Raw genomic sequence first — 22,936 nt, 5'->3', positions numbered from 1 at the left:
CCATAAAATTTATTCTTACGCTGTAAAATCAAAACATATGAAATCTCCATTCAATAACAACGGTAACCTAAACTTCGGCAAATCCCTACTGCTATTATTTACCCTTTGTATCTACAATTTGTTGACCAGTCTGGCCCTTTTTGCTCAAGATGGGAATGCAGGGATCCAGGAAGCAACCAACAAGGTAAAAGGCTATTTCGATACTGGAACTGACCTGATGTATGCCATCGGTGCAGTTGTGGGTATAATCGGTGCAATTAAAGTTTTCAATAAGTGGAATGCAGGGGAGCCAGACACCAACAAAGTAGCTGCTGCATGGTTTGGTAGCTGTATCTTTTTGGTGGTGGTGGCAACAGTACTTAAATCATTTTTTGGGATATAGCCATGGCCAGCGTTTACAAAATCAATAAAGGTGTGACCAGACCTATTGAATTCAAAGGCTTAAAGGCGCAGTACATTGCCTATCTAGCTGTTGGGCTGGTTGTATTGCTCATCAGCTTTGCCATTCTCTACATTTCTGGACTGAGCCTTTTGGTGCTATTACCATTGATCATCACCCTTGGAACAACACTTTTTTTCAGTGTATTCCGCTTAAGCCACCGTTTTGGCGAACACGGACTGATGAAATTTTGGGCAAAACGTAGCCTTCCAAATTACTTGAAATTCCGTTCCAGACGATTGTTTACCTCGCTCAAAAGTAAATCGAATATTCCAATAACATCATTTAAAAACTAATCCAATGGTAGAAGCAAAGGACATATTGCCCATTTACAAGGTTGAGAACGACGCCATTATTTCGATGCATGGCGATGTAACCATTGCTTATAAGGTAGAGCTTCCCGAAATCTTTACCCTATCGGAAAGGGATTATGAGGCTTACCATCAGACTTGGGTAAAGGCAATTAAACTCTTGCCACAGCATAGCATTTTTCTAAAGCAGGACTGGTTTACCGAAACCAAGTATAAAGCTGATTATACCAATGAGCATAGTTTCCTTTCACGTAGCAGTGAGGTCTTCTTCAACGAAAGACCGTTTTTAGATCATGAATGCTATATTTTCCTGACCCAGAAACCAAAAGAGCGGAAGCTATCCAGTTCTGTATATAGTAATATCCTTCGCAAATCAATTGTTCCAATCCAAACTATTTCTCCTACACTTTTTAAGGATTTTTTGGACAGTGCAGGGCAGTTTGAACGCATACTGACCGATAGCGGATTTGTTGGACTAAAAAGGCTCAACGATGATGAGCTGGCTGGTACTGCTAACAGAGCTGGAATTATAGAGAGGTACTGTTTTCTATTGAACAAGGATAACCAACCAATCATCCGTGATATCCATGTGAAAGATGATATCGTAGTTGGCGACAAAAAAGTTGAACTCTACACCTTATGCGATACGGAGAATATGCCAGCACTATGTGGTAGCCGTATCAATTACGATAAGTACAGTACCGATAGGAGCAAGTTTTCGATTGGCTTTGCAAGCCCGTTGGGTGCACTATTAAACTGCAACCACATATTAAGCCAATATATTTTTGTATCAGATGTGCAGAAAACCTTTAAAAGATTGGAGGCCAAAAAACTTCGTCTGCAATCATTATCTGCCTATTCCAGAGAAAATTCAATTTCAGGAGATGCCACCAATGATTTTTTAAATGAGGCAATAGACTTGCAACGTTTACCTATCAAGGCACATTTCAATGTAATGGTATGGTCGGATGACCAAGAAAAAAGCAGAGACCTTAAAAATCTGGTATCATCTGCAATGGCGCAACTGGATGCAGTTGCCAAACAGGAAACTGATGGACAAGCACAGATTTGGTGGGCAGGACTTCCTGGGAATGCAGCTGATTTTCCGATGAACGATACGTTTGACACTTTTATCGAACAGGCGACCTGTTTTTTCAATCTGGAAACGGGGTACCATTCTTCTTTGAGCCCTTTCGGACTACGTCTGGGAGATCGGCTTTACGGCAGACCTATGCACGTGGATATTTCTGATGAACCAATGAAGAGGGGTTTTACCACCAACAGGAACAAGTTCATTTTGGGTCCGAGTGGTAGCGGAAAATCATTCTTTACCAACCACATGATCCGTTCCTACTATGAGCAGGGTGCTCACGTGGTTTTGGTTGATGTTGGACATAGCTACAAAGGGCTGTGCGATCTGGTAGAGGGCTATTATTTTACCTACACTGAAAGCGATCCCATTAAGTTTAACCCGTTTTATCTATCGGACGGAGATGTGCTGGACACTGAAAAAAAGGAAAGTATTAAAACGTTGCTACTTGCTCTGTGGAAAAAGGATGATGAAAATTTCAGGCGTTCGGAATATGTGGCCTTATCCAATGCGTTGACGCTTTATTTCGCCCAGCTTGCAAACAGACCCGATATTTTCCCATGTTTTAATACTTTTTATGAGTTTTTGACCAATGAATATGTACAGGTATTGGAAACCAGCAAGGTAAAGGATAGGGATTTTGATATCGATAATTTTCTATATGTTCTCAATCCTTACTACCGTGGCGGCGAGTTCGATTACCTGCTGAACGCATCTGAAAACCTGGAACTGTTGCATCAGCCCTTCATAGTGATAGAACTAGACAACATAAAAGATCATCCGATATTATTTCCTGTAGTTACGCTTATCCTGATGGAGATGTTCATTTCCAAAATGAGAAAGCTTAAGGGCATAAGAAAGGTTTTGCTAATTGAGGAATGCTGGAAAGCCATTGCAAAAGAGGGTATGGCAGAGTATATCAAATACCTCTTTAAAACGGTTAGAAAGTATTTCGGGGAGGCTATTGTGGTAACCCAGGAGGTAGAGGATATCATCAGTTCGCCAATTGTAAAACAGGCCATCATCAATAATTCAGACTGTAAGATATTGCTCGACCAATCCAAATACCAGAACAAGTTTGACGCCATACAGGAACTTTTGGGGCTTACCGAAAAGGAAAAATCGCAGATACTTTCGATGAATAAGGCCAATGATCCCAAACTCAAATACAAGGAAGTTTTTATCTCACTAGGAGGACAGTACAGCAAGGTTTACCGAACGGAAGTATCAACAAGCGAATATCTCGCCTATACCACCGAGGAAAGTGAAAAGCTGCAGGTTCAACAGTATGCGCAGCAATATGGAAGCATCCAAAAAGGGATAGCGGTACTAGCAAACGAATTAAAAAACAAACAATAATCAGTTATGATATCATTTCACAAAACTGGTGCGGTTGCCTGCATCAGTACAATTAAAAAAGTTATGAAAACCCCGCAAGGGCTCTTCATGACCATTAAAAAACAAATTAAAAAAGTTATGAAAAAATACATGGTCATCCTTCCGGTGAGCGCCATGACGCTGTTTGTATCCATGCCCACAGGGGCAAATGCTCAGATAGCAGTTTTGGAAGTCATCAAGGCAGGAGTAAAAAAAGTAATCAAGGCTGTCGACCTTAAGGTTCAGCGTCTACAGAACGAAACCATCTGGCTACAGAATGCTCAAAAGGTGCTGGAAAACCAGCTTTCCAAATTAAAGCTGACTGAAATAGCCGATTGGACGGAAAAGCAGAAAGAACTATACAAAGATTATTACGAAGAGCTATGGAAAGTTAAATCTGCCATTGCCTATTACAAGCGGATCAAAGACCTGACCGAAAAACAGGTAGCCATTGTTGATGAGTATAAATGGGCTTGGGGGCTGTTCCAAAAGGATAAGCATTTCACCGCTGATGAGCTGGAGCACATGCAGAAAGTTTATTCGGGCATATTGGATGAAAGCATCAAGAATTTAGATCAGATACTACTTGTAGTTAATTCATTTAAAACGCAGATGAGCGATGCCAAAAGACTGGAAATCATAAGTGCCGCTGCCGCACAAATGGATAACAACTTTAGCGATCTAAAATCTTTCAATACCCAGAATAGCCTGTTGAGCATCCAAAGGGCAAAATCGTTGGACGAGGTAACCATTTTAAAAGAACTATATGGAATTCAGTAGACAACCGCAAAGTAGTTATAGGCATAAAGCTATGTCTGTATCGAAACCAATCAGTTTTTTAGGGGTGGCGTTGCTGTTACTTTTTGTAGGTACAAGTGCTTTCGGGCAAACTTGGGGCGAATTCTTCAACCAGAAAAAAACGCAGAAAAAATACCTGCTCGAACAACTTGTTGCTTTGAAGATGTATGCGGGTTACCTCAAAAAAGGCTATGATATTGTCGGCTCTGGAGTAGGTACCGTTAAGGATATAAAGAATGGCGAGTTCAGTTTGCACAGTACGTTTTTTACCTCACTCAAAAATGTTAACCCTGCCATCAGAAAAAATGCAAAAGTTTCCAGTATTATTTCTCTGCAAATCTCCATCGTAAAGGCTTTTAAAAGTATTGGCGATAATGATGGACTAGAACTTTCTGACAACCAGTACATATTAGGTGTAAAGGATAGGGTAACCGATAATTGCCTTGATGACATGGAGGAACTATTACTGGTAATTACTTCTGGACGGCTGGAAATGAGCGATGACGAGCGGATAGAAAGATTGGATAGCATCTATGAAAGGATGCGGGACAAAGCTGCATTTGCGCAAAGTTTCACAGCACAGGTAAACCTGCTCATCCATCAAAGAAAAAACGAACAAAAATCCATTAACCATTTAAGAGAAATTTATGGAAACAATTAGAATAATTAGAGTAAAGGGTGTAAAGAGTACGCTGCATTTAATGTTGACTTTAGTAATCATCTGTCTTTCATCTACGGTTTTTAAGCTAAAGGCACAGTCTACCGAAGTACAGCAGCTCCTGCTAAATGTTGAGAAGCTCAGCCAGTTGAAAAATATCCTTTCTGATATGAAGCGTGGATATACCATTGTTGCCAATGGCTATAATGCGGTAAAAAATATTTCGCAGGGCAACTTTTCGATGCATGAGGTATTCCTTGACGGTCTGATGCTGGTCAATCCAGAAATCAGGAAATATGAAAGGATTGCAGATATCATTAGCTACCAGCAGCACCTGCTCTCAGAATACAAATCTGCCTACAACCGTTTCAGAAATGCCGACACTTTTAGTCCTGAAGAATTAAGTTACCTATCCGGTATTTATGGGCGGCTTTTCGATCAGAGCATTGATAACCTAGATGAACTTTTAACGGTGATTACCTCATCGAAATTACGAATGAGCGATGATGAACGCCTGCGGGCAATTGACCGGATTTTTCTCGATATGCAGGACAAACTCATCTTTTTAAGAAGTTTCAATAAAGAGGCCAGCATACTGAACCTACAAAGGCAAAAGGAGAAATCGGATATCAATGCCACCAGAAGATATTATAACCAAAATTGAGCTATGATGAAAAAAGTAATTATTTTATGCATTGGGGCATTTGCCCTGCTCTCGCCGTTGGGCTCATACGCACAGGGCATATCGGAAACACTGGGCGGAATGCAACCTGTTCTTGACAGGGTGTACAGCGAGATGTTGCCACTGTGCAGTCGGCTCATTGATGTGGGCAGGGGGATAGCGGGATTTGGTGCGCTATGGTATATTGCCAGTCGTGTATGGCGCCAGATTGCCAGTGCCGAACCCATAGATTTTTATCCTTTGCTCAGGCCTTTTGCATTGGGAATGGCAATTATGATGTTTCCCTTGGTCATTTCACTAATGAACGGAGTATTACAGCCAACTGTTTCAGCAACGGGAAAAATGGTAAGCGATAGCAACAAGACCATCGAACGCCTGCTTAAAGCCAAGGAAGCGGCCATTAAAAAAAGCAAGCATTGGCAAATGTACGTTGGAGAAAATGGGAGTGGAGACCGTGAAAAATGGTTGAAATATACTTTTCCAGAACAAGGTAATGAAGGCATATTAGATGGTTTAGGTCATGATATCCAATTTTTTATGGAGAAGCAGTCCTATAATTTCCGTAATTCCATCAAGCAATGGATGAAGGAAGTTTTTGAGGTGCTTTATGCGGCGGCTTCGCTTTGCATCAATACGGTAAGAACGTTTTTTCTAATTGTTCTGGCCATTTTGGGTCCGCTGGTTTTTGGTTTTGCAGTTTTCGATGGTTTTCAGAATACCTTAACGGTCTGGCTGGCAAGGTACGTGAACATCTTCCTTTGGCTTCCTATTGCCAATATATTCGGGAGCATCTTGGGAAAAATACAGGAAAACATGCTAAAACTAGACCTATCTCAGATTGAACAACAGGGCGATACATTTTTCAGTGGAACAGATACCGCTTACCTCATTTTTTTGCTGATCGGCATCATAGGCTATTTTTCTGTACCCAATGTGGCAAACTACGTCGTCCATGCAGGTGGTGGAAATGCTATCCTACAAAAGGTAAATGCCATCATTAGTAGTACCAACAGTACGGGAATGAAAACCGCATCATCTGGAGCTGGAATGGCTGCAGATATGATGGGCAATGCTTACCGTAATATGCAACAGGGTTATGCTGCTTCCAGTAATGGCGATTATCTGCCAGATCAAACGCCTGGACAGCATCAACACGATAAGCTGAGTGGTAAGGAAGGAAAATCATAATCATTAATAGTAACACCTAATCTATTTACCCATGTTCAGTCAACTAAGAAATATAGATACCGCATTCAAGCACGTCAAAAGGTTCAGTCTTTTTCTGATCATTGCCTGCATTACCATTTCAGGATTTGCCATTTACAAGAGCTATGAAATGGTCGGTAAAGCACAGGCAAAAGTTTACATCCTTGCCAACGGAAAAGCCATAGAAGCTTTTAGTACCGAACGAAAAAGCAACCTGCCAGTAGAGATCAGGGATCACGTAAAAATGTTCCACCACTACTTTTTTACCCTTGATCCTGATGAAAAGGTTATCCAGCGCAACATTAGCAAAGCTCTGGAACTATCAGACCAAAGCGCAAAGAAAAGTTACGATAATCTGAAGGAACAAGGTTTCTATAGCAACCTGATTTCGGCCAATATCTCACAGGAAATAACAATTGATAGTGTTCATCTTGATATTGAGCAGTATCCCTATTATTTCCGCTGTTATGCTACCCAACAGCTTATCCGTTCGAGTGCTACAGTAAACAGAAAACTGGTTACCCAGGGGTATTTGAGAAATGTCGGACGCAGTGATAATAATCCTCATGGTTTTTTGATCCAGCGCTGGGAAACTTTGGAGAATAGCGACTTACCGTTAAAGCCCTAAACGTATGAAACTCTTTAGGAAAAACAGTACATCAATTGGTGGCGATGCGATTGCCGAGAAAATTGCCCAAAAGATTATCGATAGGCAAAGGATATTAGCCAATTATCTGAACAGGAAAACCAAGAACATTTCTGGCAAGTTATGGATGGCTATTCTGATAATTTTTTGTACGGCTTTTGGGTGCTATTGTACATTTCTGCTCATTAGGGCGCTAGGCTGATTTAATCAAATACATAAAAATCATTTAAAAATAAGATTATGGAAACAATCAACAAAAAGGACAAGCGGAAACAGCTACTCGTCATTCCGTTACTCATCATCCCATTTTTGGCACTGGGATTTTATGCGATGGGCGGGGGTAAAGGTCAAGATGCAAATCTTCAAAAAGGTCATCGGGAAATCAATGCCGACCTGCCAGATGCAGCTTTCAAAAAGGAAGAGCCAACTGATAAAATGGGTTTTTATAAGCAGTCTGATACGGACAGCTCTTACATTAAGGAAATTGGAGGGGATAGTAGCCTGAATAGGATTAATGCCCGTTTATCAAGAAATGGGGACGAGCAGGATATAAGGACTGACGCCATTAATCAGAAGCTGGAAGCTTTGAACAAAGAGATTAACCGACCAGAAGAACCACGTTCAAATCCTCAATCAAAAAGCAGACAAGAAACATCAATCAAAAATGATGTGGACAGGTTGGAAGCTTTGATGAAAACCATGCAGTCTGGAAAAGAAGAAGACCCCGAAATGGCACAATTGAGCGGGATGATGGATAAGATTATTGCAATTCAGAACCCGGAAATCGCTCGTTCAAAAGAACAGCTGAACTCGGTTAGAGACAGCCAGTTCAGAGCTGTGCCAGCAGCGATTGTAGAAAATCAAAAGGTGGTTCAGGGAGCAACGGTTAAGTTACGATTGAGTGACAGCGTTCGGCTGAATGGTCAGTTAATTCCAAAAGGACATTTCTTGTTTGGAACCTGCAACATTACCAATCAGCGATTATTGCTACAGATTAAAAATATCAGGCTGGGAACCTCTATTGTCCCCGTTGATTTGACAGTGTATAGTCTGGATGGAATGCCTGGTATTCCTGCACCGGAAGCTGAATTGACAGGAGCAGTTAATGGTGGTGCAGATGATGCTATCCGGAGCATGCAGTTCCTTTCAATGGATCAGTCCATAGGTGTACAGGCCGCTGGAGCTGGGATTGATGCCGCAAAATCCCTTTTCAGCAAAAAACTGAAGAAAGTAAGGGTCAAGCTCAAAGCTGATTATCCGATACTAATCCGTATCAACAAAAAATAAACATTTAATAAATTTTAAACTGGGATAAACCTGAACAAGACAATTTCAGAAAATCCCAATAACCAATTGATTATGAATCTAAACAATTTGGAAAATCTCAAAGAAGAGATGAAAAATCTGGGCTTTAAGGATAAGCTCATTGAGAAAATGGAAGACAACATGAGAAAAGATGTTCCCGAGTTTACGCTCAACGACAGTATTGCCGCCACAAAGGGACAGGTTGATCTTGCACTTCATTTTAAGCAATCCGGACAATCTGATTTCTATTACTTCAACAAGTTTACTGTTAGCCATAACCAAGGTAAACCATTGGAGGAAGGTCAGCAGTATATGGTCATTACCAAAAATGAAGAAGGAAAGAATATCGTTAAGAAACATGAAAATGTGAGCGATGCACTTGCTTTCTTTAAGGAGCAGAAAGGTAATAGTGAACTTGCGGTAGGGAAGGATGCGGCCAATAAAGTAATGGTAGCTAGCATGGAAAATGGTAAGGTAAATTATGTAGCAAAGGAGTTCAACCGTACCTATTATGCAAGCCCTGCAACCCAGACCATTTGGCTGGAGCGTGGTAAAGGCTTTACAGCTGAACAAGCCGCCAATTTGATACAAGGCCGTTCTGTCTATCGTGATGACATGATGAATATGGGTGGGGAGACTTATAAAGCATGGATTAAATTGGATTTTGATAAGGGTAAAGACCGTTTTCAGAATTATAGTATCAACCAGTACCATGATCCGTCCTATGGTTTCGATATCAATAAAGTATTAGATAAGTTCAATATCAAAGAGTTGGAAGATCCTGCTAAAAGAGTGCTGCTTGAAGCATCATTGCGTAATGGCAACAGACCACTTGTAACAGTTGAAAAAGAAGGGCAGGTGGTGAAGGTGTTTTTGGAAGCCGTACCGCGTTACAGCCAGTTGAATATGTACGCAGAGAACGGTAAACCAGAAAAAAGGGAACAGTTTTTGAAAGAGACTGCACTTTCAAGTAAGCAGGAAAACACTAAAGTTCAAGAAAAAGAAATGAGCGAGAGCCAAGGCGTGAGGAGATAATTTAATATCCTAGTTTTTTGTACTTGTAGATTTAATAAATGTAAATAAAGGAATTGTTGAAAGGCAATTCAAAACCTTAAAAATTTAATTTAAAATAGCATGGAAAAATTCACAGAGTTAAAGGCGCTGATTGCATCAGCAGAAGCAGATGCCACTGCATTTTTTGAAAAGAATAACAAAGCAGCTGGAACAAGGTTAAGAAATGCGTTACAGCAGACAAAAACTTTGGCGCAGGATATCCGTAACGAAGTTACTGCCAAAAAGAACGAAAAATAAACAGCATAGCTGTTTTGGTAAATGCCTGACTGGAAACGGTCAGGCATTTTTTTTGCCTTTTTTTTACAGGTTTAGTTCTTTTTTAATTTTAGCTGAATGATAAGTCAGCGGTAAAACCGCTTTGCTCGTACCTCGCTTCAGCCGATTTCCGCATTTATGCAACAATGGCTTCGTGCCTCGCCAACGTTGCGCTTTCTAATACATCATATCAGCATCATCTTCCATAAACTTTCGGAAAGATCAGGGTAAAAATTCCACCTAGGCTTTTTGTTGCAAAATTTCTGAACAAGCCCTTTGACGTCAAGGCCAAGCCCTACGGGTTTGCTGAAAAAAAATCTTCCTCACTCGCTGCGCTCGGAGCGTATTTTTTTTCGCAAAGCCTTGCCTTACAAAGGGCTTGTGTCAGGAGCGGTGGTTTAACAAAAAGCCAGGAGGCTCTGCCGACTGGATTTATAAAAAAGATAGCCCCATGATAGCAACAAAAGACAGAAGCCCACCCACCCAAAGCGGTAAAGCAAAAAGCGACCGCCTAAACAGGACTGCCCCAATAGGGGAAATTATTCAAATCATTATCAATAAAAATTTAAAATCAAAAGTTATGAAAACTGCACAATTAAACGGTTCAGCCGTAAATGGAAAATCAGAAGTTAAAATTATTCAACCTGTAAACAATGGTACAGCAAATAAGGTATAGACAAAAGCCGAAGAGGTTAAGGACATCGCCAAATCAATCGATTTAAAAAATGTGGAACAGGTAAAACCCGAAGCAGGAACGCCAGCAGTAGAGCAACCAAAAGTTGAACCTACCAAGATTGAAATCAAGGAACAGTTGAAAGAAGAAAAACCTGCCCTTAATTTAGAAAAAACCATCAAGTTGGCGTTAGACTTAAACCGCCGTATCAATCAGAGAGGTAAATTATTGGAAACAATAAACACATTAGAAGCCTTTGAAGTAGCACAAAAAGATGATGCGGACGAAACAGATACCAACTTTTTTCAAGGCTGTACCCTTACCATTGAAGATGATAAGGGTAGAGAGTTTACCACTAAAAACCCTTTCATCATTCGTGAGGTAGCAAGCAGGGTAAATGCTTTATGTGTTGCTAAATTAGCTGAAATCGAGGGAGAGATTTTTATTCCTGCCTAAACCAAATTACGCCCTTTGCATTTTGCAGAGGGCGTTTATTTATTCATCTAATCTTTTAAAAAAAATGAGATACGAAACTATATTTATTATGGCTCGGGTGGCAGTCCATGCCGACCATACGAATTTGGGAGATATTGTACATGAGATAGAAACCCAATCAAAGTTAACATTAAGCGATACTGCTAACATCAATATTTTAGAAACTGAAATTTTAGTTTCACGAGTGAGGAACATTAAAAATATCAACCATGGCACACAACCTGAATTATAATAGCAAGACTGAAAAACATAGTTTTTTTTCGGTAAAAGAAAAAGCCTGGCATGGATTGGGACAAATCATTACCGATTACCCAACAAGTGCAGAAGCTATAAAACATGCAGGACTAGATTATCTAGTAGCAAAGAGAAGCTTGATTACTTTTTCTGAATACCTCGACCAACAAGGATTGCCAAATAGTATTCCTGATATCGAAGTAGATAATTTTTATGCAAATGTAAGAACCGATACTAACGAAGTTTTAGGCGTTGTCGGTAAGGATTATAATATTGTACAAAACGTAGACGCATTTGCCTTTTTTGATAATATAGTTGGCGGAAAGGATGGGGTTTTATATGAAACTGCTGGGGCTTTGGGTAAAGGCGAGCGTATTTTTATTACTGCAAAACTGCCCGATTATATCCGTGTAGGTAGGACAGATTGCATTGAAAAATATTTGTTTCTTACTTCTTCCCACGATGGATTTGGTAGTATAACCGCATCATTTACACCAGTCAGAGTTTGTTGCCAAAATACCTTAAATGCTGCATTAAAAAACCATACCAATTCCATTAAGATACGCCATACCGCTAGCGCACAGGAAAGGTTAAAACAGGCGCACCAAATTTTAGGAATTACTAATCAATTGGCTAACGAATTAGAAGACGTTTTTAACCATTGGTCTAAAGTAAGGATTACGGATAGGCAGGTTAAAAGATTGGTTCAGTTGGCAATGGCTCCAAATAAAGCGACATTAAAAAATCTTAAATCTAATAAACAGGATGAGTTTTCAAGTGCATATAACAATATAGTAAACAATGTTTTAGAATATGCGTTAACAAGTCCGACCCAGCAGGAAGTTAGTACCAAAGGAACAGTATTTGGTGCATACAATGCGGTTACAGGTTATTTTCAGAATGTAAGAAATTATAAGGACGATGAAAGTAAATTTAAATCCATCATGTATGGGACTGGTTTACAAAGAAGTCAAACCGCATTCGATTTATGTAATAGCTTCGCTAAAAGTGGCGTGGAAGCCTTAAATTAAGCTGTAGTAATAAAAAAAATGTCCACTTCATTAATAAATGGAGAGGGCATTTTTTTGTCGGCGCCTTAAGTGCTTTGAATGTTTTTTAAAGTGATCGTTTATAATTATAAGGCTGTATATCTGTTAATTTTTATTCTTGATTAAAAGGCAATTCGTTTATCATTTAGAGATGTCAATAATTGAACTTTACTGAAGTATAAGCTTTTGCTTGAGAATTTGTGTTCTTAAGACGTATCTTGTAACATTTCTTTTTAACAATCTAAATCATTTAAAAACATGGATATTGCTAAATTAATAGCCTCTAGTGCAAAACATTTTCCTGAGTGGGATAAAATGATAGATGAACATCTCGATGCGAGGTATAACATTCTAGATAAAGAAGAAAAAGAGCTTGAAAGGATCTTCTATCAATCCAATGAGTTTTTGATGTCGATTGCGAATAACTTTTTCAGTTTCGCCAATTTTAAGGACAGCTGGGACAATTCTAAGTGCTATATGAACGTTTATGGGCAGAATATTTTATTACGATCTGAAAAGATGGATACCGTTTTTCAATGGGGCCTGGAAAATGATCAATTTTATTTGGAGAGCTATATTATCTGTGGAGAAAATTTGCGCTACATGACCGATGATTTTTATGCTCTACTTATGGAACTTAAGTATCTAGGAGATTTTGAGTTTTTGGAGATGCGGTCGTTGACAAAAGAAGAACGTCCGTTTTTTGAAAACAAGACAAGCAGCGTATTTCAACTGATCCGTAATTTTATGCTTTATCAAACCGAAAAGATGAACGGGAGTAATTATCAGCAACCAGAGAATTTGGAACTTGGTCAGTTTATACTTAAATGGGATGCGCAGCTTACAGACTGGCCAAGTCTAATCGAAAAGGCAAGTAGGGCATTTAAGATATTGTATAATATTAATTATCGGCTTTGGAAAATAAGCGATATTGCAAATAAAAAATCGAAAGGGTAGTCATTTACTTACTAGCATTTTCTGACTGGCTTTAGTTATAAGAGGAGAACTACCATTGTTCTATCTAAATTTTTTGTGTCTTTCCAAAAGCTTTTCCTTATTACCCTATTCTTCATTCTTCTTTAATTAGCGTTTGCTTGAAGTAAATTATAAATAAGATCAACACTAACATTAGCGGAGACAACAAGGATAATTACCATTCAAAAGATTTGGTTATAGCGTAACCCTTTATCAAGATGTGAAGATCATTGACCTAATCTTGTTTTTTTACTTAAAAAGATTGAGGTCAATTTTTTCTTTTGAGAATTGCCCTTGCAAAACAAAATGATTTAATAATGTGATAATTTTTTCTTTTCTGGGATATATTTTCTCTTGGTAGAAAGTGTTCGAACATATCCAAATTTCGACGCTACGGATAATAAAATCACTAACTTTTTTTAAAAGTTCATCATCTCTCAGATTTCGAAATTCAGAAATTGGGTCTAGCAAGTATTTTTCACTAATCTTATTGTAACCCAAAATGAGCTTTGTCTCATTGGCCTCCGGTATCAGGTTTAATATAACAGCGGGAATAGGTTCAGTTTTAATATATCCAGATTCAGTTATCTTCAAGCTATCTGCTATTGATACAAGTGAGAAACATGCAGAGCAGCATACCTCAAGTTTCGGTAAGGCAAGGACTTCAAAATGAAAGACTCTACTTTCTGTACTTAAATCTTCGTTTATGCACGCCATATCATACTCCAGATCCCACATCATATATTGGTTTGCGGTTATCATTGCTTCAAACGATGATTTACTTTTTAAATCGTTTACTTGTTTGAGTATTAATCTAAAGCAATCATTCATAGTTTCTTTATCTCTATATTCTTTGAGAAGTGCTCTATACGATAACAATAGAAGATTTTTATACTCGTCAAAATTAATGGTACCACTTTCAATGGACTTAAAAATTTGAGTATCATGAAGATTGCAGAAGCCTTTGAATGTAAGAGAATTGTTAACTCCAACCTCTTTTATCGTGTAATTTCCTTTTGGAAATTTGTCGTAACTAGTTTGCCAGACATGTTGTTTTTCAGCTAAAAGGCTTAGTGTGCCATTTTTTTGAAGAAGATGAGAATTGATTGCATTATTATTACATCCTTCAACGAAACATTTACGCTTCGATGATTGTGCTTTTGTGAAACATTTACCTATGAGTTCATTAATTTTTTTATCTTTCATAGATATGCAATTGAAGAGATTTGACAGCCATTTTTAAAAAAAGCTTTAATACTTGGTTCGTTTTTCTTGGAAAGATAGTTTATTCTAAGTAAGAAGTTTAAATGTATAATATAGGGCTCAAAATTAGTTTGTCAAAAATTATAATGAAAAAAAAATCAAAAATCGAAATTGAGCTATATGAGAGGTCTATTCAAATGGAAAAAGTGCTTGCGATAACTCAAGAAGTGGAAGCATCTTTCAAGTTTGTTGAATTAGGGCTGTTAAATCTCCGTGAACAAAAAACATTGGTATCTAACAACCATGTAACCATCCAGCTTTTATCCTCAGGCTTTGAACGGATAATTAAGATCTTACTGCTGTTAAAGGAAAAACATCTTACAGGACATTATCCTAAACTTTTTTCAGGAAAATCTTTCTTTAATAAATATCGAGGCGGTCATGGCATTAATGTTATGCTGGAAGAATTATTGGAATATAGCGATGATGTTGAGGAGTTGTCATCAAACCAGCTTGTTAGGGAAGATGTTCTTTTTTTAAAGAAAGATATTAAGTTTAAGCAGCTTGTCCACATTTTGACTGAGTTTTCCATTATTCAAAGGTATTTTTATATAGATACAATTGTAATGGAAAAAGAAAACTCAGCTATAAACCCATTTGAACTTTTTAAGGATTTTCTCTACAGTTTCTTAGATGGTGTCGATCAGGAAACGCTCACTTATGAACAAGCGGACACTTTGGCTATCAAAAACACAATTATCTGCATTGAAAGGGGTTTAAGAGGGATATCTAGATTTTTTATTTTTGGCTTTGCTGATCTTGGAAGGCAATACTATGCTGATTTTTCGAACTTTATCCTCTTAAAAGATGAAAACCTAGGAAGCATGAAATATGCTGAAAGAAAGGTTGTGCCTAGCGACTCTTATTATCCGATATCATGGCCGTCACTGAAGTATTTTAGACTGATAAGTTTTTCAAAGAAAAAACTCTTATCATCATCTAATTATAAGTGTTGGCCTTTTAATGTGGACAGTATATATGTATTCTCCACAGGCGAACATTTTTATCTGGCGGAAATAGGAAGAGAGATCTTTGCACTAACTGGTGCTACCAGTACTTATTTTAAAATTCCTACTTATTTAAAAAGTAAATATCTCAAACCAAGAGGCTATGCTACATATCTTTTGGACGAAGCAAAAAAACTTAATCCAAATTCGAAGTTTTAAAGTCTATTGGAAATTTAGCAAAAGAAATTAAACTTACATTTCCGTTTCGCCACGTTATAAGTTTGGAATAAGTTAACCTTACTCTTCTCCATTAAATAAAATAGTCAAATGATAATATCTATTAAAGCTGGCTTTGTAATAGACAGAATATCTGGAAAATTTAATTTGAAATGCCCATTTTTCCAGCAAAGTATTTAACAATTAGAGCTTTTAAGTTTTTATAGCTGTATTTTATTACTGGTACGTTGGTCAATTAGAAGATTTTCAGTCCTAAAAAGCTTAAGGATGGTGAATACTGAATCAGGTCTGCTGTAAAGCCTTTTTCAGTTCCCCATTATCTTCAAATAATATACTTTTTGCTTCATTCATCTTTTTACCAATCCTGCTTTTTTTTACTCTGGCATATCTTTGAGTAGTGCGGATATTCTTGTGCCCCAGCATTTTGCTTACATCCTCTAATGGAAAGTGGAGTACATTTAACATCATGTCTGCAAAAGTGTGTCGGGCAAGATGACTATTTAGTGGTTTTCCAACACCGCATATATCAGATAATTCTTTAAGATAGGAATTATACCTAAAGTTACTGTTTACAGGAATTAAACGATCATTAACTTTGCAATAGGGATGATCTTTATATTTTTCTATCAATTCGGTAATAATGGGAAGTATAGGCACCATCTCGGTAACTTTTGTTTTGCCTCGTTCTTTCACCAGCCAAGGTTCTTTGTCTGATCCAACGTACATGATATGCTCTTTGCTGAGGTTGTAGATGTCTTGATAAGCAAAACCGGTAAAGCACTGGAATATGAATGCATCCCTAACTTTAGCTAGGCGTTCGATACTCAATTTCTTTCGCCATATTTTTTCTACCTCGAAAATTTCAAGAGGTATGATCTCAGGCTCCTCCGAGCCGCATTTGAACTTTTCTATAGGGTTCTTAGTAATCCATAAATTCGCCTCTGCAATATTCAATATCTGCTTCAAATTTTTAATCTGCTTCATAGCTGCCGCATCCTTCAGAACTTGGTTTCTTTTTACAGTTAGATATTTATAAAGTCTTTGTGCAAATGAATACTCAATCTCGGATAGGTTTAGGTCATCAACCTTAAATTCAAATTTTAAAAACTCACTAATTTTCTTTTGGGTAGCCTTCCATTGTTTTAATGTTTCTTTTGACCGCAATTTTTTTTCCACCAATTCGGAAAAATCCTTGATATGGATTTCAGTCAATTTCAATAATGAAGGTGTTTTCTGCTCAATTTTTTCAATTTTTCCTTTCTTGCTTTCAATTGGACGGTTATGGAAAATATTCTTCAGCATCATGGGATTGATAAAGTCATGCTGGGTTTTCAGAACCGTGAAATTAACCTCTAGCGAATTCTCAATTTGATTAAGGACTGAATTGATTTTTTTTGAATCAGCTGATTTCATGACTTTTTTTGCTTCAACGTTCCAGTGTTCAACATGTGCTTTTAACGTGGTGGAAAACTCCGCATCTTTTCCATCTATGGAAATTCTACAGATAATAGGGGCGAAACCTTTGGAATCTGCCTTAGATTTACGGTGCCAAAATAGGACTTTTAGGGTTTGGTTGCTTTTCATTTCTCAATCTTTTTGTAAAACATTTTAGTTGTTTTTAGATTGTTCTTCAGTACTTTAGCTCAAATTGATCAAGTATGACTGGTGCCCAAATTTACCGATTACAATTGGGCACCAGTTTGGGCACCAGTCATAATGGTTTAAGATGGTTTGAAATGACTTATTATTTTTTCAGAATTGCGGTTTAAAATATGTTTTAAACAGAAAAGGCGCAATTTCTTGCGCCTTTGGTGATCCCGCTGGGATTCGAACCCAGGACCACTACATTAAAAGTGTAATGCTCTACCAGCTGAGCTACGGAATCATTTCCTTTTGTTTAAGGAGGTGCAAATATAGAAATTAAAACCATTCGTGCCAACATTTTTTTCTAAATGTTTTTAATGTTTTTTGTTTGGCTTATTTCGTGCATTCGTAAGTGCTTGATTTTAAAAATTCTATGGTTTTTAATTAGGCGTTTTTTATTTGAAAAAAGTAAACAAAATATTTAAAATGGTTTAAAAATGCTGTGTTTTGTGTAGTTTTCGGTGGTGCATGAAGACAGGTAACACGGCTTGGTTGCGAAGTTTAATCCTTCGGAATTAAATAGAGTTCATTCGTAAATGGCATTTTAATCTTGTGCCATAGTTCGTGTCACCACGAAACAAAAATTAATCTTTCGAAATTAAACAGTTACTTAAACAAACTATTTTGCTTTCGGAATGAAGTTTAAAAAAGATTGAAATTGTGCCTTATGCTTGTTTTTATCTAATTTAAAATAAAATGCGCCTCGTCTAGAACTCGATTTATCTTTCTCTGTTTGCTTAATCAACAATCCGCTGGCTGTAATTTTGCGAATAAAATTTCTATTGTCTATCGGAGCATCATAAACCTGCTCATACAAAGCCTGAAGCTGCGGAATGGTGAATTTTTTAGGAAGTAGTTCAAATAGGATGGGGTGGAGCGCTGCCTGATAACGGATTTTATCCATAGCGGCATTAACCATAATATCGTGGTCAAAAATAAGTTGAGGCACTTCTTTTAATTTAAACCATTCAGCGTGATATTGATCGTTAATCTGCTTGCTATATTTATTAATATCAATCAAAGCAAAATAAACCACCGAAACTGTCCGTTCAATCGGATCACGATCAGGACTTCCATAGGCATGAAGTTGCTCCAAATAAACATCGTGTAAACCTGTCAGTTCTAAGAGAATTCTCTTAGCAGCGCCATCCAAATCTTCATTAGCGCCTATAAAACCACCCATTAAACTCCATTTATCTTTAACAGGTTCTATGGCTCTTTTAATCACTAAAAGTTTTAGCTGATCGCCATCATAACCAAAAATAATACAATCTACTGCAACTAAAACCGGATTTTGATTTATATATTTTGCCATGATTAAAATAAAGCGTTTAAAATAGGAGCGTTGTAATCGGTAATAAAGCCCAAGATATTCGGGTAATCTTCAAATTCTTCAATAGCGTGTGTTGTTGTCAGCACAACACATTTCATCCCTGCACGGTTTGCAGATTCTACACCTTTAGGGGCATCTTCAAAAACAATGCAATCTTCTGGGTTTACATTTAAAAGTTGCGCAGCCTTGATAAAAGTTTCTGCATCAGGCTTACTGATTTTAACATCATCGGCACTCACAATTGCATTAAGATAATGCCTAATATTTAAACCGTCTACCACAAAATCAATATTAAAAGGAATAGCGGCAGAGCCAATAGCCATTAAAATTTTTAATTGTTTTGCACGTTCAAGGAAACGATCTAAGCCATCAATTAATGCCAAATGTGGGAAATAGCCTTGCTGATATCTATTTTCTTTATCGATGGATAGTCTTTCCATTTCCTCGGGGCTAAACTTATCTTTTCCAAAAACGCGTTCTAAAACTTCATAGTTTTTGCCATACATTTCTTTCTTAACGGTATCATAAGATAAATTGGCACCTAATTCATCATTCATAATAGAATGCCAAGCCATGGTATGATATTCCATATCGTTAATCATGGTGCCATTTAAATCAAAAAGAAAAGCCTTGGGCTTAAAGGTTAAATCTTGCATACTGAGCCTCTAAATTAGATGATTTTTTTGATCTTGGATAATCCGTTCAATTATAGATGAATATTATTTATAATCGTTAAAATAACGTTAATTTATTTTCTTACTTTAGCTCTAACCAAAAATAAATCTTTATGAAAAAAATGTTTCTAAAAGCATTGCCTATGGCTGCCATTTGTTTAGCAGTAGCTTTCTCTTCTTGCAATTCTAATACAGCTAAAAAAGAGCAGATAACAGAAAAAAATGATTCTGCAAAATATGATGCTACAATTGGTGGTAAAAACGTAAAACTCTACATTTTAAAAAATAAGTTAGGAAGTTCTGTTTCAATTTCCAACTATGGCGGCCGTATAGTTTCTTTACTCGTTCCAGATCAAAATAATAAATTAACGGATGTGGTTTTAGGCTATGATAGTATTGGCGCTTATCGTAAAAAAGGCGAGCCTTTTTTTGGTGCTTTAATTGGCCGTTATGGCAATAGAATTGGTAAAGGGAAATTCGCTTTGGATGGTAAAACCTATAATTTACAACTTAATGATGGTGCAAATACTTTACATGGTGGTACGGATGGTTTCTTTTCAAAAGTTTGGGATGCGAAACAAATTGATGCTCAAAAATTAGAACTTACCTATATTTCTAACGATGGTGAAGCGGGTTATCCGGGTAAACTTGAAGTAAAAGTGGTGTATAGCTTAACAAATGATAATGCTTTGCAAATTGATTACGCAGCTACAACAGATAAGACTACCGTTGTAAATTTAACCAATCATGCTTATTTTAATCTGAGTGGGGAAGGACATGAAACAATTTTGGATCACGAACTAATGATCGATGCAAATGCATATACCCCAGTAGATTCTACTTTAATTCCTACAGGAAAGCTTCAGCCAGTTGCAGGCTCTGCCTTCGATTTTAATAAAGCGAAAACAATTGGTCAATCTATTGAAGAAAAAGATGAGCAATTAAAGTTTGGAAAAGGTTATGATCATAACTTTGTTTTAACTCATCACGATGGAAAAACTCCAGTAGCTAAAGTTAAAAGTCCAATTACTGGAATAGTTTTAGAAGTTTACACCACAGAACCTGGACTTCAATTTTATAGCGGAAATTTCTTGACTGGCATTGATAAGGATGGAAAGGGAGGGAAATCTTATCCTCTTCGCTCTGCTTTTTGTTTAGAAACACAGCATTTTCCAGATGCACCGAATCATCCAAATTTCGCATCTACGGTTTTAAAACCTGGTGAAACCTATAAAACAAGTACAACATACAAGTTTGTTAAATAATTATTTCTTCCATAAACCGTCATAAAGCCATGATTGTACATAACGGTTTCAGGTAATTTTTAATATATCTTGGCCATGCAATCTCTAACCAGTATTATAAAAAATTTTCATGCTAATATTTCAGCTGAATCGTGTAAACAAGAAAAGGTAGTAAAAGAATGAGAGTAGGTTTATTTGTTCCATGTTATGTTGATCAGTTTTATCCCAACGCTGCAATTTCAACCTTGAATTTGCTTAAAAAACTTGGGGTTGATGTTTATTATCCTCAAAACCAAACGTGTTGCGGTCAGCCAATGGCCAACTCTGGTTATGAACACCTTACTAAAAATTGCAACAGCTTATTTATTGAAAATTTTGCAGAATTCGATTACGTCGTTTCTCCATCTGGAAGTTGTGTGCTTCATGTAAAAGATCACTTGCATGATGATAAACGCGAAGAAGATGCACTTAAAGTTCGTTGTAAAGTTTACGAACTGGTAGAATTTTTAACAGATATTTTAAAGGTTAAAGAGATTTCAGCAAGCTTTCCGTTTAAGGTAGGTTTGCACCAAAGTTGCCACGGACAAAGAGGGTTACATCTTTCCTCCATGACTGAGTTGGTCGATGTTCCATTTTCAAAGCCTTTACAGTTGTTGAATCAGGTTAAGGGAATCGAAATGATCGAATTAACTCGTCCAGATGAATGCTGTGGTTTCGGTGGAACTTTCTGTGTGGCAGAGGAAGCTGTATCGGCAAAAATGGGCAAAGATAGGGTAGAAGATCATTTATTAAATGGAGCTGAATATATTACAGCCGCTGATATGTCTTGTTTAATGCATATGGAAGGAATTTTGAAGCGCCAAAATAGTAAAGTAAAAGTGCTTCATATTGCCGAAATTTTAAATGCAGAATCGTAATGGATAAGTTAAATACGCTCAAGCATTCAGAGTTATCAGATCTTTTTAATAAAGATGAAGAACGGGTAAATTGGCATGATGACACACTTTGGTGGATAAGGGCTAAGAGAGATAAGGCTGCTCATGGTATATCAGAATGGGAACTTCTACGAGAAACAGCTTCTCAAATTAAGAATAATGTACTTTCTAATCTGTACAATTATTTAATAGAATTCGAATCTAAAGCGCAAGCCAATGGCATAAAAGTACATTGGGCGGCAAATGCTGAGGAACATAATAAAATTGTACTTTCCCTACTTCAGTCTAAAGGAATTAACCAGATGGTTAAGAGTAAATCGATGCTTACTGAAGAATGTCATTTAAATCAATATTTAGAAGATAATGGGATTGATGTTATTGATTCTGACTTGGGAGAAAGAATTGTACAATTGGCTAAAGAACCCCCAAGCCATATTGTATTGCCTTGTATCCATAAAAAGAAAGAAGAAATTGGACAAATATTTCACGAAAATTTAGGAACGGAAGCTGGTGTTTCCGATCCTCAGATTTTAACGGAAACCGCTCGGATTCATTTAAGAGAAACTTTTTTAACTCGAAAATCGGCGCTTACAGGTGTCAATTTTGCAATCGCTGAAACAGGTGAATTTGTGGTGTGTACCAATGAGGGTAATGCCGATATGGGTGCTCATTTAGCAGATATACACATTGCTTGCATGGGCATTGAGAAAATAATTCCAAAGAAAAAGCACCTAAGCGTTTTCTTGAGGTTGTTAACTAGAAGTGCTACAGGACAGCCGATTACAACTTATTCAAGTCATTTTAAAAAGCCTAGAAAAGGGCAAGAGATGCACATTGTTTTGGTAGATAATGGACGAAGTATACAATTGGGAAGGGAAGATTTTAGGAATTCGTTAAAGTGTATTCGTTGTGGAGCTTGCATGAATACCTGCCCAGTTTATCGTAGAAGTGGTGGCCATAGTTATCATAATGCTATTGCAGGGCCAATTGGCGCAATTCTCGCCCCCAATTTGGATATGAAAGAATATGCAGATTTACCTTTCGCATCTACCTTATGTGGTTCCTGTACCAATGTTTGTCCAGTTAAAATTGACATCCACGATCAGCTTTATAAATGGCGTCAAGTGATTGTTAAGGAGGGAAACACAACTGTAGCGAAAACGATTGCCATGAAAGTGATGGATTTTACGCTATCTTCTCCCACGCGGTTTAAACTGGCTGGGAAAATTGGTCGATGGACTTTAAAGCATGCACCTTTTACGGTTAACAATCAATTTAATCTATGGTTTAAAAATAGAGAGATGCCAGAAGCGCCTAAAGAATCATTTTCTGAATGGTATAAAAGAAACAACACTGAGAAATAAAGGTTGTTTTTCGGTTCGTGGAAACACA

Annotated in this window: 25 protein-coding genes and 1 tRNA gene; 21 read left to right on the top strand and 5 right to left on the bottom strand. The window is 37.4% G+C overall.

Going from position 1 to position 22,936, the window contains the following annotated elements; genetic code table 11:
• Nucleotides 1-37: 37 nt before the first annotated feature.
• The 17 genes from H7U22_RS03650 to H7U22_RS03570 all read left to right on the top strand — a co-directional run bounded on the left by H7U22_RS03650 (nucleotide 38) and on the right by H7U22_RS03570 (nucleotide 13,249).
• On the top strand, nucleotides 38-382 hold the full coding sequence (locus tag H7U22_RS03650; RefSeq protein WP_222621788.1) for a DUF4134 domain-containing protein: 345 nt from the start codon (nucleotides 38-40) through the stop codon (nucleotides 380-382).
• A gap of 2 nt (nucleotides 383-384) precedes the next feature.
• Nucleotides 385-735: a DUF4133 domain-containing protein gene (locus tag H7U22_RS03645; RefSeq protein WP_187069967.1), complete on the top strand. Its 351-nt coding sequence runs from the start codon at nucleotides 385-387 to the stop codon at nucleotides 733-735.
• A 4-nt stretch (nucleotides 736-739) separates the two neighbouring features.
• The gene (locus H7U22_RS03640; RefSeq protein WP_187069966.1) at nucleotides 740-3,199 is read left to right on the top strand and encodes a TraG family conjugative transposon ATPase; all 2,460 of its coding nucleotides are present in this window, start codon (nucleotides 740-742) and stop codon (nucleotides 3,197-3,199) included.
• A gap of 6 nt (nucleotides 3,200-3,205) precedes the next feature.
• Entirely contained in the window at nucleotides 3,206-3,997 is a 792-nt protein-coding gene (locus H7U22_RS03635) for a conjugal transfer protein TraI (RefSeq protein WP_449581623.1), read from the top strand.
• Complete coding sequence (locus tag H7U22_RS03630) at nucleotides 3,984-4,676, top strand: hypothetical protein (protein WP_187069965.1); 693 nt, start codon at nucleotides 3,984-3,986, stop codon at nucleotides 4,674-4,676. The genes H7U22_RS03635 and H7U22_RS03630 overlap by 14 nt, the downstream gene beginning before the upstream one ends.
• A 40-nt stretch (nucleotides 4,677-4,716) precedes the next feature.
• Nucleotides 4,717-5,337, top strand: a complete 621-nt coding sequence (locus tag H7U22_RS03625) for a TerB family tellurite resistance protein (protein WP_187069994.1) — start codon at nucleotides 4,717-4,719, stop codon at nucleotides 5,335-5,337.
• Nucleotides 5,338-5,343: 6 nt separating this feature from the next.
• Nucleotides 5,344-6,543, top strand: a complete 1,200-nt coding sequence (gene traJ / locus H7U22_RS03620) for a conjugative transposon protein TraJ (protein WP_187069993.1) — start codon at nucleotides 5,344-5,346, stop codon at nucleotides 6,541-6,543.
• 31 nt (nucleotides 6,544-6,574) lie between these two features.
• Complete coding sequence (gene traK / locus H7U22_RS03615) at nucleotides 6,575-7,189, top strand: conjugative transposon protein TraK (RefSeq protein ID WP_187069964.1); 615 nt, start codon at nucleotides 6,575-6,577, stop codon at nucleotides 7,187-7,189.
• Between the two features lie 4 nt (nucleotides 7,190-7,193).
• The gene (locus tag H7U22_RS03610) at nucleotides 7,194-7,409 is read left to right on the top strand and encodes a hypothetical protein (RefSeq protein WP_187069963.1); all 216 of its coding nucleotides are present in this window, start codon (nucleotides 7,194-7,196) and stop codon (nucleotides 7,407-7,409) included.
• Between the two features lie 38 nt (nucleotides 7,410-7,447).
• On the top strand, nucleotides 7,448-8,494 hold the full coding sequence (traM, locus tag H7U22_RS03605) for a conjugative transposon protein TraM (protein WP_248284672.1): 1,047 nt from the start codon (nucleotides 7,448-7,450) through the stop codon (nucleotides 8,492-8,494).
• A gap of 72 nt (nucleotides 8,495-8,566) precedes the next feature.
• A complete protein-coding gene (locus H7U22_RS03600; protein ID WP_187069962.1) occupies nucleotides 8,567-9,547 on the top strand; it encodes a hypothetical protein in 981 nt (326 codons plus the stop codon).
• 99 nt (nucleotides 9,548-9,646) lie between these two features.
• The gene (locus H7U22_RS03595; protein WP_090993259.1) at nucleotides 9,647-9,823 is read left to right on the top strand and encodes a histone H1; all 177 of its coding nucleotides are present in this window, start codon (nucleotides 9,647-9,649) and stop codon (nucleotides 9,821-9,823) included.
• A gap of 469 nt (nucleotides 9,824-10,292) precedes the next feature.
• Nucleotides 10,293-10,517 (top strand): hypothetical protein, encoded by a 225-nt coding sequence (locus H7U22_RS03590; protein ID WP_187069961.1) that lies wholly within the window; start codon nucleotides 10,293-10,295, stop codon nucleotides 10,515-10,517.
• A gap of 51 nt (nucleotides 10,518-10,568) precedes the next feature.
• Complete coding sequence (locus H7U22_RS03585; protein WP_187069960.1) at nucleotides 10,569-10,970, top strand: hypothetical protein; 402 nt, start codon at nucleotides 10,569-10,571, stop codon at nucleotides 10,968-10,970.
• 64 nt (nucleotides 10,971-11,034) lie between these two features.
• Nucleotides 11,035-11,241: a hypothetical protein gene (locus H7U22_RS03580; protein WP_187069959.1), complete on the top strand. Its 207-nt coding sequence runs from the start codon at nucleotides 11,035-11,037 to the stop codon at nucleotides 11,239-11,241.
• Nucleotides 11,219-12,274: a DUF932 domain-containing protein gene (locus tag H7U22_RS03575; protein ID WP_187069958.1), complete on the top strand. Its 1,056-nt coding sequence runs from the start codon at nucleotides 11,219-11,221 to the stop codon at nucleotides 12,272-12,274. The genes H7U22_RS03580 and H7U22_RS03575 overlap by 23 nt, the downstream gene beginning before the upstream one ends.
• A gap of 276 nt (nucleotides 12,275-12,550) precedes the next feature.
• Entirely contained in the window at nucleotides 12,551-13,249 is a 699-nt protein-coding gene (locus H7U22_RS03570) for a hypothetical protein (protein ID WP_187069957.1), read from the top strand.
• A 267-nt stretch (nucleotides 13,250-13,516) separates the two neighbouring features.
• On the opposite strand, the gene H7U22_RS03565 is transcribed toward H7U22_RS03570, so the two are convergent.
• On the bottom strand, nucleotides 13,517-14,473 hold the full coding sequence (locus tag H7U22_RS03565) for a hypothetical protein (RefSeq protein WP_187069956.1): 957 nt from the start codon (nucleotides 14,471-14,473) through the stop codon (nucleotides 13,517-13,519).
• Nucleotides 14,474-14,616: 143 nt separating this feature from the next.
• Here H7U22_RS03565 and H7U22_RS03560 point away from each other — a divergent pair, with 143 nt between their 5' ends.
• Nucleotides 14,617-15,696 carry a hypothetical protein gene (locus H7U22_RS03560; RefSeq protein ID WP_248284671.1) on the top strand — a complete coding sequence of 360 codons (1,080 nt, stop codon included), beginning with the start codon at nucleotides 14,617-14,619 and terminating at the stop codon, nucleotides 15,694-15,696.
• A gap of 300 nt (nucleotides 15,697-15,996) precedes the next feature.
• Here the strand turns inward: H7U22_RS03560 and H7U22_RS03555 are convergent, their stop codons facing one another.
• From H7U22_RS03555 to H7U22_RS03540, 4 genes are all read right to left on the bottom strand, one after another.
• Nucleotides 15,997-17,298: a site-specific integrase gene (locus tag H7U22_RS03555; protein WP_187069955.1), complete on the bottom strand. Its 1,302-nt coding sequence runs from the start codon at nucleotides 17,296-17,298 to the stop codon at nucleotides 15,997-15,999.
• Between the two features lie 225 nt (nucleotides 17,299-17,523).
• Nucleotides 17,524-17,599 (bottom strand) — tRNA-Lys (locus H7U22_RS03550).
• A 378-nt stretch (nucleotides 17,600-17,977) separates the two neighbouring features.
• Nucleotides 17,978-18,673, bottom strand: a complete 696-nt coding sequence (locus H7U22_RS03545) for an NUDIX hydrolase (protein WP_187069954.1) — start codon at nucleotides 18,671-18,673, stop codon at nucleotides 17,978-17,980.
• A 2-nt stretch (nucleotides 18,674-18,675) separates the two neighbouring features.
• Nucleotides 18,676-19,347 carry an HAD family hydrolase gene (locus H7U22_RS03540; protein ID WP_187069953.1) on the bottom strand — a complete coding sequence of 224 codons (672 nt, stop codon included), beginning with the start codon at nucleotides 19,345-19,347 and terminating at the stop codon, nucleotides 18,676-18,678.
• Between the two features lie 131 nt (nucleotides 19,348-19,478).
• Here H7U22_RS03540 and H7U22_RS03535 point away from each other — a divergent pair, with 131 nt between their 5' ends.
• The 3 genes from H7U22_RS03535 to H7U22_RS03525 all read left to right on the top strand — a co-directional run bounded on the left by H7U22_RS03535 (nucleotide 19,479) and on the right by H7U22_RS03525 (nucleotide 22,908).
• Nucleotides 19,479-20,630, top strand: coding sequence for an aldose epimerase family protein (locus H7U22_RS03535; protein ID WP_187069952.1), 1,152 nt, complete (start codon nucleotides 19,479-19,481; stop codon nucleotides 20,628-20,630).
• A gap of 158 nt (nucleotides 20,631-20,788) precedes the next feature.
• A complete protein-coding gene (locus H7U22_RS03530; protein ID WP_187069951.1) occupies nucleotides 20,789-21,526 on the top strand; it encodes a (Fe-S)-binding protein in 738 nt (245 codons plus the stop codon).
• Complete coding sequence (locus H7U22_RS03525) at nucleotides 21,526-22,908, top strand: lactate utilization protein B (RefSeq protein WP_187069950.1); 1,383 nt, start codon at nucleotides 21,526-21,528, stop codon at nucleotides 22,906-22,908. The genes H7U22_RS03530 and H7U22_RS03525 overlap by 1 nt, the downstream gene beginning before the upstream one ends.
• Nucleotides 22,909-22,936: the final 28 nt, after the last annotated feature.

This window comes from Pedobacter fastidiosus (assembly GCF_014306625.1).
Classification (GTDB): domain Bacteria; phylum Bacteroidota; class Bacteroidia; order Sphingobacteriales; family Sphingobacteriaceae; genus Pedobacter; species Pedobacter fastidiosus.
Note: the sequence above shows the minus strand (reverse complement) of the source record. Positions and strands in the feature narration are given on the sequence as shown.